An 11,974-nucleotide genomic window follows, 5' to 3' on the forward strand; every position below is an offset into this window, starting at 1 on the left:
TTCTCCGGTCTCAGAGCGGAATGTTGCCGTGCTTGCGCCACGGGTTTTCGAGTTTCTTCTCGCGCAGCATCACCAGGCTGCGGCAGATCCGCTTGCGGGTCTCGCTCGGCAGGATCACGTCGTCGATGTAGCCGCGCGTGCCGGCCACGTACGGGTTGGCGAAGCGCGCCTTGTATTCGGCCTCGCGCGCGGCGAGCTTCTCGGGGTCGTTCTTGTCTTCGCGGAAGATGATCTCGACCGCACCCTTGGCACCCATCACCGCGATCTCGGCGCGCGGCCAGGCCAGGTTGACGTCGCCGCGCAGGTGCTTCGAGGCCATCACGTCGTAGGCACCGCCGTAGGCCTTGCGCGTGATGACGGTGATCTTCGGCACGGTGCACTCGGCATAGGCGTAGAGCAGCTTGGCGCCATGCTTGATGATGCCGCCGTACTCCTGGCTGGTGCCGGGCATGAAGCCGGGCACGTCGACGAAGGTCACGACCGGGATGTTGAAGGCGTCGCAGAAGCGCACGAAGCGCGCCGCCTTGATCGACGACTTGATGTCCAGGCAGCCCGCCAGCACCAGCGGCTGGTTGGCGACGATGCCGATGCTCTGGCCCTCCATGCGCGCGAAGCCGATGACGATGTTCTTCGCGTAGTCGGGCTGCAGTTCGAAGAAATCGCCGTCGTCGACCACCTTCACGATCAGCTCCTTCATGTCGTAGGGCTTGTTGGGGTTGTCGGGCACCAGGGTGTCGAGCGACAGGTCGGCGCGGTCGGCCGGGTCGCCGCTGGGCCGCACCGGCGCCTTCTCGCGGTTGTTGAGCGGCAGGTAGTTGTAGAGCCGGCGCAGCATCATCAGCGCCTCGACGTCGTTCTCGAACGCCATGTCGGCGACGCCGCTCTTGGTGGTGTGGGTCGAGGCGCCGCCGAGCTCTTCGGCGGTGACGTCCTCGTGGGTCACGGTCTTCACCACCTCGGGGCCGGTGACGAACATGTAGCTGCTGTCCTTCACCATGAAGATGAAATCGGTCATGGCCGGCGAATAGACGGCGCCGCCGGCGCAGGGGCCCATGATCATGCTGATCTGCGGCACCACGCCCGAGGCCATCACGTTGCGCTGGAACACTTCGGCATAGCCGCCGAGCGAGGCCACGCCCTCCTGGATGCGGGCGCCGCCCGAATCGTTGAGGCCGATCACCGGCGCGCCGACCTTCATGGCCTGGTCCATCACCTTGCAGATCTTCTCGGCGTGGGCTTCGCTGAGCGCGCCGCCGAAGACCGTGAAGTCCTGGCTGAAGACGAACACCAGGCGGCCGTTGATCATGCCGTAGCCGGTGACCACGCCATCGCCCGGGATCTTGTTGTCGGCCATGCCGAAGTCGCTCGAGCGGTGCTCGACGAACATGTCCCATTCTTCGAAGGTGTTGTCGTCGAGCAGCAGGGCGATGCGCTCGCGCGCCGTCAGCTTGCCCTTGGCATGCTGGGCGTCGATGCGCTTCTGGCCACCGCCGAGTCGCGCCTGGGCGCGGCGATTTTCGAGTTGTTCGAGGATTTCTTTCATGACGTTCCGTCGTAGGAGTTGATCTTTTTTGAAAGGGATGGCCGAAGGCTACGCCTGTCCGGCCTGGGCGGCGAGCAATTGGCGCGCAGCCGTCGAGGCCGGCAGCCGGCCGGCCGCCACCTGGGCCACAGCCTGCGGCAGCAGCTCGCGCACCTGCGGATGCTGGCGGAAGGCCTGCTTGAGGCCGGCGTCGATGCGCTCCCACATCCAGGCCAGCGCCTGCTTCTCGCGCCGACTGGCGAAGCGGCCGTTGGTCGCCTGCAGCGACTTGAACTGCAGCACCGCAGCCCAGAAGGCGTCCACGCCGGTGCCCAGCAGGGCACTGAGCTGGATCACGCGGGGCAGCCAGAAGCGCACTTCGGCCTCGGGCGAGCCGGGCGTCGCGTGGGCGGCGTGGATGGCCTGGGCATGCGCGGGATTGCCATGGTGGCCGAACAGGCGCAGCGCCGATGTGATCTGGGCCTGGGCGCGGGTGGCCGCATCCTTGTCGATGTCGGCCTTGTTGATCACCACCAGGTCGGCCAGCTCCATCACGCCCTTCTTGATCGCCTGCAGGTCGTCGCCGGCGTTGGGCAGCTGCAGCAGCACGAACATGTCGGTCATGCCCGAAACCGCGGTCTCGCTCTGGCCGACGCCGACGGTCTCGACGATCACGATGTCATAGCCGGCCGCTTCGCAGACCAGCATCGCCTCGCGCGTCTTCTCGGCCACGCCGCCCAGGGTGCCGCTCGAGGGACTGGGCCGGATGTAGGCGCGCTCGTGCACCGACAGGTGCTCCATGCGCGTCTTGTCGCCGAGGATGGAACCGCCCGAGACGGTGGACGACGGATCGATGGTGAGCACGGCCACCCGGTGCCCCAGTCCGATCAGGAACAGCCCGAGGGTTTCGATGAAGGTCGACTTGCCGACGCCCGGCACACCCGAGATGCCGAGCCGGAACGATTTTCCGGTGTGCGGCAGCAGGGCCGTGAGCAGCTCGTCGGCCTGCGCGCGATGGTCGGCACGGGTCGACTCGAGCAGCGTGATCGCCTTGGCGATCGCGCGGCGCTGCGGTGGGCCGTCGTCGGCCAGCAGGGCGTCCACCGTGACCGGTGTCTTGGCGGGCGGCATCGTCAGGCTGCAACCGCCGCGCGAATCTGCTCCAGCACGTCCTTGGCGCTGGCCGGGATCGGCGTGCCGGGGCCGTAGATGCCCTTGACGCCGGCCTCGTAGAGAAAGTCGTAGTCCTGGCGGGGAATCACGCCGCCGACGAAGACGATGATGTCGTCCGCGCCCTGCTTCCTGAGCTCGGCGATGATCGCCGGCACCAGCGTCTTGTGGCCGGCGGCGAGGGTGCTGACGCCCACGGCATGGACGTCGTTCTCGATCGCCTGCCGGGCGCATTCCTCGGGGGTCTGGAACAGCGGGCCCATGTCGACGTCGAAGCCGAGGTCGGCGAAAGCGGTGGCGACCACCTTGGCGCCGCGGTCGTGGCCGTCCTGGCCGAGCTTGGAGATCATCACGCGCGGGCGCCGGCCCTGTTCCTCGGCGAAAGCCGCGATCTCGTGCTGCAGCGCCTCCCAGCCTTCGGCTGAGTCGTAGGCGGCGGCATAGACGCCGGTGACCTTCTGCGTGTCGGCGCGGTGGCGGCCGTAGATCTTCTCGAGCGCGTCGCTGATCTCGCCGACGGTGGCGCGCAGGCGCACCGCATTGATGCTCAGTTCGAGCAGGTTGCCTTCGCCGCTTTCCGCGGCGGCGGTGAGCGCGTCGAGGGCGGCCTGCACGGCGGCGCTGTCGCGCTTCTCGCGGATGGCCTTCAGCTTGGCGATCTGGCCGTCGCGTACCTTGACGTTGTCGATCTGCAGGATGTCGTGGGTGTCTTCGGTCTTGAGCTTGTACTTGTTGACGCCGACGATGACGTCGCGTCCCGAATCGATGCGCGCCTGCTTGTCGGCCGCCGCGGCCTCGATCTTGAGCTTGGCCCAGCCGCTGTCGACGGCCTTGGTCATGCCGCCCATGGCCTCGACCTCCTCGATGATCGCCCAGGCCGCATCGGCCATGTCCTGCGTCAGCTTCTCCATCATGTAGCTGCCGGCCCAGGGGTCGATCACGCTGGTGATGTGGGTCTCTTCCTGGATGATGAGCTGCGTGTTGCGCGCGATGCGCGAGCTGAACTCGGTGGGCAACGCGATCGCCTCGTCGAGCGCGTTGGTGTGCAGGCTCTGGGTGCCGCCGAAGACGGCGGCCATGGCCTCGATGGTGGTGCGCACCACGTTGTTGTAGGGGTCCTGCTCGGTCAGCGACCAGCCGGAGGTCTGGCAGTGCGTGCGCAGCATCAGGCTCTTGGGGTTCTTCGGATTGAACTCCTTCATGATCCGGCACCACAGCAGGCGCGCCGCGCGCATCTTGGCGACTTCAAGGTAGAAGTTCATGCCGATGGCCCAGAAGAAGCTGAGTCGGCCGGCGAAGCCGTCGACGTCGAGGCCCTTGGCCAGCGCGGTCTTCACGTATTCCTTGCCGTCGGCCAGGGTGAAGGCCAGTTCGAGCGCCTGGTTGGCGCCGGCCTCCTGCATGTGGTAGCCGCTGATCGAGATCGAGTTGAACTTCGGCATCTTCTGCGCCGTGTACTCGATGATGTCGCCGATGATCCGCATGCTCGGCGCCGGCGGAAAGATGTAAGTGTTGCGGACCATGAACTCCTTGAGGATGTCGTTCTGGATGGTTCCGCTCAGCTGGTCCTGGGCCACGCCCTGCTCCTCGGCCGCGACCACGTAGCCCGCCAGCACCGGCAGCACGGCGCCGTTCATCGTCATCGAGACGCTGACCTTGTCGAGCGGGATCTGGTCGAACAGGATCTTCATGTCCTCGACCGAGTCGATCGCCACGCCGGCCTTGCCGACGTCGCCCGTCACCCGCGGATGATCGCTGTCGTAGCCGCGGTGGGTGGCGAGGTCGAAGGCGACCGACACGCCCTGCCCGCCCGCCGCCAAGGCCTTGCGGTAGAAGGCATTCGACTCCTCGGCGGTCGAGAAGCCGGCGTACTGGCGGATGGTCCATGGGCGCACCGCGTACATGGTGGCCTGGGGGCCGCGCAGGTAGGGCTCGAAGCCGGGCAAGGTGTCGGTGTACTGGAGGCCCTGGAGATCGGCCGCGGTATAGAGCGGCTTGACCGTGATGCCGTCCGGCGTGACCCAGTTGAGCGCTTCGAGGTTGCCGCCGGGGGCGGACTTGGCGGCCGCCTTGGTCCAGGCTTCGAGGGTCGCAGGCGAGAAGGTGTAGTCGGATTTGCTCATGGGCGCCGCTTAGGAGGTCATGCAAAGGTTCGGGGACGAGTGTCTGCGCAGTCGCAGCACAACGCCAGCGAGTGTACCTTATTCATAATTATTAATTCAAGTCGCCTGTTTGCGGTACATTTCAGGCATGTCCGCCGTCACCCTCACCCCGCGCGCCCTCTATGAAGAAGTGGCAGAGCTGCTGCGCCAGCGCATCTTCAGCCGCGAGCTCGAACCCGGGAGCTGGATCGACGAACTCCGGCTGGCCGAGGAATACGGCATCAGCCGGACGCCGCTGCGCGAGGCGCTGAAGGTGCTGGCCGCCGAGGGACTGGTGACGATGAAGGTGCGGCGCGGCGCCTACGTCACCGAGGTGTCGGAAAAGGACCTGACGGACGTCTACCACCTGCTGAGCTTGCTCGAGAGCGATGCGGCCGGCGTCGTGGCCGGGCACGCCAGCGAGGCCGAACTGGCCGAGCTCGAGCGGCTGCACGCCGAACTCGAGGCGGCCGCCAAGCCCGGGCATGTCGACCGCGAGCATTTCTTCGCGCTCAACGAGCGCTTTCACATGCGGCTGCTGGCGATCGCCAACAACCGCTGGCGCGACCAGATGGTGGCCGACCTGCGCAAGGTGATGAAGCTGAACCGGCACAACTCGCTGCTGAAGGCGGGGCGGATCGACGAGTCGCTGAACGAGCACCGGGCGATCATGGCGGCGATCAAGGCGCGCGACCCGGACGCCGCAATGGCCCGGACGCAGGAGCACTTCCGCAACGGACTGCAGGCGGCGAATTGAGTTCGTCGAACACGGCCGGGCTTCGCCGGCCGGAGGTCACTGGGAGGCGGCGACCGTTTCGTGCGCGATGTCCATCACTTCGTGCGGCGGCAGCGTCTTGAGCTTGTGGTCGCTCCACACCTGGCGCCAGCGGCGGGCGCCGGCCAGGCCATTGCGCAGACCCAGCATGTGGCGCGCGATGTTGGACCAGGGCGTGCCATGCTCGGCCGCCTCACGGGCCATGTAGTCGCACATCTGCAGCTCGACCGCTTCGCGCGTCAGCGTCGAGGGCGGCTCGCCGTAGAACACCGCATCCCACTCGGACAGGCTCCAGGGGTTGTGGTAAGCCTCGCGGCCGATCATGACGCCGTCGAGCAGGCGCAGGTGGGCCTGCATCTGCGCCGTGTCGGCGAAGCCGCCGTTGATCGAGAAGGCGAGCGCCGGGAAGTCGTGCTTGAGCCGGTGCACCAGCTCGTAGCGCAGCGGCGGCACCTCGCGGTTCTGCTTCGGCGACAGGCCCTTGAGCCAGGCGTTGCGGGCATGGACGATGAAGGTGCTGCAACCGGCCTCGCTGACCCGGCCGACGAAGTCGCGCACGAACTCGTAGCTCTCGATCTTGTCGATGCCGATGCGGTGCTTGACCGTGACCGGGACGTCGACCACGTCGACCATCGCCTTCACGCAGTCGGCCACCAGCTGCGGTTCGTTCATGAGGCAGGCCCCGAAGGCACCGCGCTGCACCCGCTCGCTCGGGCAGCCGCAGTTGATGTTGATCTCGTCATAGCCCCAGGCCTCGCCCAGCTTCGCGCAGTGGGCAAGGTCGGCGGGCTCGCTGCCGCCGAGCTGCAGCGCCACCGGATGCTCCTCGGCGTTGAAGCGCAGGTGGCGTGGCACATCGCCATGGATCAGCGCGCCGGTGGTCACCATCTCGGTGTAGAGCAAGGCGCGGCGGGTCAGCAGGCGATGGAAGTAGCGGCAGTGGCGGTCGGTCCAGTCCATCATGGGCGCGACGGACAGGATCTTCGGTGCAGTCAAGGAGCGGTCCTGGATTCGAAATGAAGCTGGGCCCCGCGAGGGGCGAGCGTTCCGGATTCTGCCACCCCGCGGCCCGCCGCCGCGGCGCAGGGCTAAGCCTGCAGCGATCCCTGGGCGAGGCGCCGGTTCGTCAGCAACGCCGCCAGGCCCTGGGGCGCGTAGTCCGCGACCCGGTCGAGGTACAGCTGCACGCTCGGATGGAACAGCGCATCCGCCGGAACCGTTCGCGGCCCGTGCGGCAGCAGGTCGAAGGGCGGGTCCTTGTACGGCGTATGGACCGGCCCGAAAGCGCCGGCCTTGGCCGCCTGGTACTGCGGCGAGATCGCCACGCCGCAGCCCTTGAAGTGATCGATCATCCAGTCGAGCGCAAAGCCCGACAGGTCCTGCGTCGGGTAGCCGCCGCCGACATCCGAATGCGCACCGCAGAACCAGCGCTGGTGGACGCCGTCCCTGGCGTCCCACAGGGTCGGTTCGAAGTCGCCCCGCTGCTCGTCGATGGCGATGGCATGGAAGCCGCTGCGCACCTTCGGCGACAACGCCCGGTCGGCGAACTCGAAGACGTCGATCTTCTTCGCGTCGGCCGGGTCGTAGAGCGGCACACCCAGGGAGCCGACCGTGTCCCAGACGCCGATGGCCTCGATGCCGACGCCCTGCACCAGCCGCGCCGGATCGATGCGGCGCGACTTGAATTCCTCCAGGTAGCCCAGCAGGGTGCTCGCCTTGCCCGCCCGCCGCCGGTACTCGGCCCAGACATGGATGCCGAGGCCATAGGCCTTGCCGGCGTCGTAGCTGCCGTCGTCCGCGCGCATGGCGTCCGGCGGCAGCAGGCCCATCGCGGCGATCATGCCGCCCAGGGCGCGCACCGTGTAGGCACCGCGGCTGAAACCGGCCAGGTAGATGCGGTCGCCGGGCTGGTAGTTGCGCGACACGAAGGTGTAGCCGCGCACGATCCGCTCGATGAAGCCCTCGCCGAAGACGCCCCCCAGGATCTTGCGGATCGCATTGCCCGAATCGCCCACGCCGTGCAGGTACTTGGCGACCTGGGTGGCGCCGCCGTCGGGACCGAGCGCGACTTTTTCCTGTTCGTCCTGCTTGCGCAGCGAGTCGGGCGTGACCGCGCCGGCCAGGGCCGCGAACAGCCGCAGCACGTTGGTGGCGTCGGCCTGCAGCTCGTCGCCATCGCCCTGGCCATGGCCCAGGCCCTTCCAGGTGCCGTCGGCACAAAAAACGATGTTCTTCGCCATGCTGCGTCCTTTTCTCGGAGATGCCGGGCGGTCCAGTCTGGTCCGCCGCGGGTGCGGAAGCCATGCGCCATTCGCTCTATGCCGCGCGCTCGAAGGGCCCGCCTGCAGGCCTTCGGCGGAAATGCTATGGTGCGAATCCAGGGTTAACCCTTCACCTTCCCCTCCCCCGTGCCATCTCACCCAGCCCCCGGCCATGCCGGGCCGCAGGCTCCCGCCGTGCCTGCCGCGCTCTCGACCGAACTCACGCTGCTGTTCGCGGTGGCCTGCGGGCTGTGCGTCGCCAACATCTACTTCGCCCAGCCGCTGATCGGCCCGATCGCGGCCACGCTGCAGATGCACGCCGGCCTGGCCGGGCTGATCATGACGCTGACCCAGCTCGGCTACGGCGCCGGGCTGCTCTTTCTGGTGCCGCTGGCCGACGTGGTGGAAAACCGCCGGCTGATCCTGGCCGCGATGGCCGGCGCGGTCGTGGGCCTGCTCGGGATCGCCTTGTCGAACTCGGCCGTCACCTTTCTGGCGGCCTCCTTCCTGGTCGGCACCTGCGCCGTCGCGGCCCAGGTGCTGGTGCCCCTGGCCTCGCACCTGGTGGCCGACGCGACACGGGGCAAGGTGGTCGGCAACATCATGGCCGGGCTGCTGGCCGGGATCATGCTGGCCCGCCCGTTCTCCAGCCTGGTGGCCTCGGCCTTCGGCTGGCGGGCGGTGTTCGCGGTCTCGGCGCTGCTGATGGCCGTGCTGGCCGGGGTGCTCTGGCGGGCCCTGCCCCGGCGCCGCCCGCATGGCTCGATCGGATACGCACGCACCCTCGCCTCGCTGCCGGGCATCGTCCGGCGCACGCCCCTGCTGCGCCGGCGAGCGCTCTACCAAGGACTGCTCTTCTCGGCTTTCCAGGCTTTCTGGACCGCCGTGCCGCTGGCGCTGGTGCATGAGTTCGGCCTCGGCCAGGGCGGCATCGCCTTGTTCGCGCTGGCCGGGGCGGCCGGTGCGCTGGTCGCCCCCTGGGCCGGCCGGCTGGCCGACCGGGGACACACGCAACCCGCCACGGGCGCAGCCATCGGCGTCGCCCTGCTTTCATTCGGTGTTGCCGCGCTCGGCTTCCGCTTTCATTCGATGGCGGCGCTGGTGGCTGCCGCGGTGCTGCTCGACGGCGCGGTCCAGCTGTGCAACGTGCTGAGTCTCCGCAGCCTCTACATCATGGCGCCCGAACTGCGAGGCAGGCTCAACGGGCTGTTCCTGACCTTCATCTTCCTGTGCGCCGCGGTGGCTTCGGCGCTGGCGGCGGCGGTCTACACCTTCCACGGATGGGGCGCGCTGTGCGCCCTGGGCGCCGGCTTCGGGGGGGTCGGCCTGTTGTATTACGGCACCGAATTCAGGCGGAATGCCCTTTCGCCGCCACCCGCGGCAGCGCTTCGAGATAATAGGGGTTAACCCTCGATCCCCCCCCTGATGACAGCTCCTTCCTCGCAGCGCGCGTCGCCGCGCATGCCCGTGGCCCTGCTCGCCCTCGCCGCCGCCGCCTTCGCCATCGGCACCAGCGAGTTCGTGGTGATGGGACTGCTGCCCGACATGGCCCTGGACCTCGGCGTCACGCTGTCGCAGGCCGGCCTGCTGGTGACCGGCTACGCGATGGGCGTGGTGGTGGGCGCCCCGGTGTTCGCGGTGGCGACGGCCCGGCTGCCGCGCAAGGCCACGCTGGTCGCGCTGGCCTGCCTGTTCGTGCTGGGCAACCTGCTGTGCGCGCTGGCACCGGACTATGGGCTGCTGATGGCCGCCCGTGTCGTCACCGCCCTGGCCCACGGCACCTTCTTCGGCATCGGGTCGGTGGTCGCCGCAGGACTGGTGCCGCCCAACCGCCGCTCGCAGGCGATCGCGCTGATGTTCACCGGCCTCACGCTGGCCAACGTGCTCGGCGTGCCGATGGGCCGGATCATCGGCGAGCACTTCGGATGGCGGATGACATTCGCCGCGATCGTGGTGATTGCGCTGGGCGCCGTCGCCGCCCTGGTCGCGCTGCTGCCGCGGCAGATCGAGATGCAGCGGGGCAACATCCTGCGCGAATTCAGCGTGCTGGCCGACCGCCGCATGCTGCTCGCGCTGGCCACCAGCGCCCTGACCTCGGCCAGCCTGTTCTGCGTCTTCACCTTCATCGCGCCGCTGCTGACACAGGTCAGCGGCTTCTCGAACGCGGCCGTGGCCCCGATCCTGCTGCTGCTGGGCGTCGGGCTGACGATCGGCAGCACCATCGGCGGCCGCCTCGGCGACCGGCGGCTGGTGCCCTCGATGCTGGGGGTGCTGGGGCTCAACGCGTTGGTGCTGGGGCTGCTGCATTTCGCGCTGCCGATGAAGGCGCCGACGGTGCTGCTGATGCTGCTGTGGACCACGCTCTCGTTCGCATTGGTGCCGCTGCTGCAGACGCTGATCGTGCAGCATGCGAGTGCGGCGCCGAACCTCGCCTCGACCCTGAACCAAGGCGCGTTCAATCTCGGCAACGCGGCCGGCGCCTGGATCGGCAGCGGCATGCTGGCCGCGGGCGCCCCGCTGGCCGGCCTGCCCTGGGCCGGCGCGGCCATCTCGCTCGGCGCCCTGGCCCTGGCCGCCTGGAGCAGCCGGCTGGGCGACCGCGAAGCGCTGCTGCAGACCGCCTGAGCCCGCCAGGGGAAGTCCCCCTGCACATCCCTGGTTGCGGGATTAGGGATGACACCGAGATGATCGGTGCATCCAAGTATCAGCCAGGGCAAAGGAAGTACCAAACCCGGAAATTCGCGTCTCCACAATCGGCGCACGGCGACCCGCGTCGTCGATCACAAGGAGACATTCATGAAGCGTTTTCTGAAGGCGGGCCTGGCGCTCGCAATGGCCGGTGCGGGCTTGGCCCATGCCGCAACCGAACTCGTGATCGCGACCGTGAACAACGGCCACATGATCGAGATGCAGAAGCTCGGCAAGTTCTTCGAGCAGGCCAACCCCGACATCAAGCTCAAGTGGGTCACGCTGGAAGAAGGCACGCTGCGCCAGCGCGTGACGACCGACATCGCCACCAAGGGCGGTCAGTTCGACGTCATGACCATCGGCATGTACGAAACGCCGATCTGGGCCAAGAAGGGCTGGCTCAACCCGATCGCGACCGACGCGGCGTATGACGTGGACGACCTGCTGCCGGCGATGCGCAACGGCCTCTCGGCCGACGGCAAGCTCTACGCCGCGCCCTTCTACGGCGAAAGCTCGATGCTCATGTACCGCAAGGATCTGGCGGACAAGGTCGGCTTCAAAATGCCCGACCAGCCGACCTGGGTGCAGGTGAAGGAGCTCGCCGGCAAGATCCACGACCCGAAGGGCGGTGTCTACGGCATCTGCCTGCGCGGCAAGCCGGGCTGGGGCGACAACATGGCGCTCCTGACCACCATGGTCAACACCAACGGCGGCCAGTGGTTCGACAACAGCTGGAAGCCGCAGATCGACACCAAGCCCTGGCATGACGCGATCAGCTTCTACGTCGACCTCATGAAGGCCTACGGCCCGCCCGGCGCGTCGGCCAACAGCTTCAACGAGAACCTGGCGCTGTTCAACGAAGGCAAGTGCGGGATGTGGGTCGATGCCACCATCGCGGCCTCGTTCGTGAGCGATCCCAAGCAATCGAAGGTGGCCGACAAGGTGGCCTTCGCGCAGGCCCCGACCGCGGTCACGCCGAAGGGCGCCAACTGGCTGTGGGCCTGGGCGCTCGCGATTCCTGCCGGCTCGCAGAAGGTCGACGCGGCGCAGACTTTCATCAAGTGGGCGACCTCGAAGGACTACATCAAGCTGGTCGCGAAGGAAGAAGGCTGGGGCTCGGTGCCAACGGGCACGCGCAAGTCGACCTATGCCACGCCGGAGTTCGTCAAGGCCGCGCGCTTCGCCGAGGCCGAGAAGAAGGCCATCGACACCGCGAACCCGAACGACAGCACGCTGCCCAAGTCGCCTTACGTCGGCGTGCAGTACGCGGCCATTCCGGAATTCCAGGCCATCGGCGTGGCCGTGGGCCAGCAGATGAGCGCGGCGCTCGCGGGCAAGGTGACGGTCGACCAGGCCTTGAAGACCTCGCAGACCACCGCCGAGCGCGAGATGAAGAAGGCCGGGTACTACAAGTAGC

General features: G+C 68.0%; 9 protein-coding genes. 4 read left to right on the forward strand and 5 right to left on the reverse strand.

Annotated elements, in window-relative coordinates:
- Positions 1–10 precede the first annotated feature (10 nt).
- Genes QTI68_RS21275 through scpA form a run of 3 tightly spaced genes read right to left on the reverse strand, consistent with a single transcriptional unit; the run spans position 11 to position 4,815 of the window.
- Positions 11–1,543, reverse strand: a complete 1,533-nt coding sequence (locus QTI68_RS21275) for an acyl-CoA carboxylase subunit beta (protein WP_286524208.1) — start codon at positions 1,541–1,543, stop codon at positions 11–13.
- A gap of 48 nt (positions 1,544–1,591) precedes the next feature.
- Entirely contained in the window at positions 1,592–2,653 is a 1,062-nt protein-coding gene (gene meaB, locus QTI68_RS21280) for a methylmalonyl Co-A mutase-associated GTPase MeaB (protein WP_286524211.1), read from the reverse strand.
- Between the two features lie 2 nt (positions 2,654–2,655).
- Entirely contained in the window at positions 2,656–4,815 is a 2,160-nt protein-coding gene (scpA, locus tag QTI68_RS21285) for a methylmalonyl-CoA mutase (protein ID WP_286524212.1), read from the reverse strand.
- Between the two features lie 127 nt (positions 4,816–4,942).
- On the opposite strand from scpA, the gene QTI68_RS21290 reads away from it, so the two are divergent.
- Positions 4,943–5,590 carry a GntR family transcriptional regulator gene (locus tag QTI68_RS21290; RefSeq protein WP_286524214.1) on the forward strand — a complete coding sequence of 216 codons (648 nt, stop codon included), beginning with the start codon at positions 4,943–4,945 and terminating at the stop codon, positions 5,588–5,590.
- A gap of 36 nt (positions 5,591–5,626) precedes the next feature.
- On the opposite strand, the gene dusA is transcribed toward QTI68_RS21290, so the two are convergent.
- Both dusA and QTI68_RS21300 read right to left on the reverse strand, forming a co-directional pair.
- Complete coding sequence (gene dusA / locus QTI68_RS21295) at positions 5,627–6,571, reverse strand: tRNA dihydrouridine(20/20a) synthase DusA (protein WP_503011727.1); 945 nt, start codon at positions 6,569–6,571, stop codon at positions 5,627–5,629.
- Between the two features lie 125 nt (positions 6,572–6,696).
- Positions 6,697–7,848: a T6SS phospholipase effector Tle1-like catalytic domain-containing protein gene (locus tag QTI68_RS21300; RefSeq protein ID WP_286524219.1), complete on the reverse strand. Its 1,152-nt coding sequence runs from the start codon at positions 7,846–7,848 to the stop codon at positions 6,697–6,699.
- Between the two features lie 216 nt (positions 7,849–8,064).
- Here QTI68_RS21300 and QTI68_RS21305 point away from each other — a divergent pair, with 216 nt between their 5' ends.
- From QTI68_RS21305 to QTI68_RS21315, 3 genes are all read left to right on the forward strand, one after another.
- Positions 8,065–9,276, forward strand: a complete 1,212-nt coding sequence (locus QTI68_RS21305) for an MFS transporter (RefSeq protein WP_286524221.1) — start codon at positions 8,065–8,067, stop codon at positions 9,274–9,276.
- A gap of 54 nt (positions 9,277–9,330) precedes the next feature.
- Complete coding sequence (locus QTI68_RS21310) at positions 9,331–10,494, forward strand: MFS transporter (protein ID WP_286524859.1); 1,164 nt, start codon at positions 9,331–9,333, stop codon at positions 10,492–10,494.
- A gap of 171 nt (positions 10,495–10,665) precedes the next feature.
- Positions 10,666–11,973: an ABC transporter substrate-binding protein gene (locus QTI68_RS21315; protein WP_286524224.1), complete on the forward strand. Its 1,308-nt coding sequence runs from the start codon at positions 10,666–10,668 to the stop codon at positions 11,971–11,973.
- Position 11,974: the final 1 nt, after the last annotated feature.

This window comes from Variovorax sp. J31P207, assembly GCF_030316965.1.
GTDB lineage: Bacteria > Pseudomonadota > Gammaproteobacteria > Burkholderiales > Burkholderiaceae_C > Variovorax > Variovorax ginsengisoli_B.

Bases quoted from the DNA above. Each gene is read 5' to 3' on its own strand.
- QTI68_RS21275 (WP_286524208.1), bottom strand. From the start codon at position 1,543: ATGAAAGAAATCCTCGAACAACTCGAAAATCGCCGCGCCCAGGCGCGA.
- meaB (WP_286524211.1), bottom strand. From the start codon at position 2,653: ATGCCGCCCGCCAAGACACCGGTCACGGTGGACGCCCTGCTGGCCGAC.
- scpA (WP_286524212.1), bottom strand. From the start codon at position 4,815: ATGAGCAAATCCGACTACACCTTCTCGCCTGCGACCCTCGAAGCCTGG.
- dusA (WP_503011727.1), bottom strand. From the start codon at position 6,571: ATGATGGACTGGACCGACCGCCACTGCCGCTACTTCCATCGCCTGCTG.
- QTI68_RS21315 (WP_286524224.1), top strand. From the start codon at position 10,666: ATGAAGCGTTTTCTGAAGGCGGGCCTGGCGCTCGCAATGGCCGGTGCG.
- QTI68_RS21300 (WP_286524219.1), bottom strand. From the start codon at position 7,848: ATGGCGAAGAACATCGTTTTTTGTGCCGACGGCACCTGGAAGGGCCTG.
- QTI68_RS21310 (WP_286524859.1), top strand. From the start codon at position 9,331: ATGCCCGTGGCCCTGCTCGCCCTCGCCGCCGCCGCCTTCGCCATCGGC.
- QTI68_RS21290 (WP_286524214.1), top strand. From the start codon at position 4,943: ATGTCCGCCGTCACCCTCACCCCGCGCGCCCTCTATGAAGAAGTGGCA.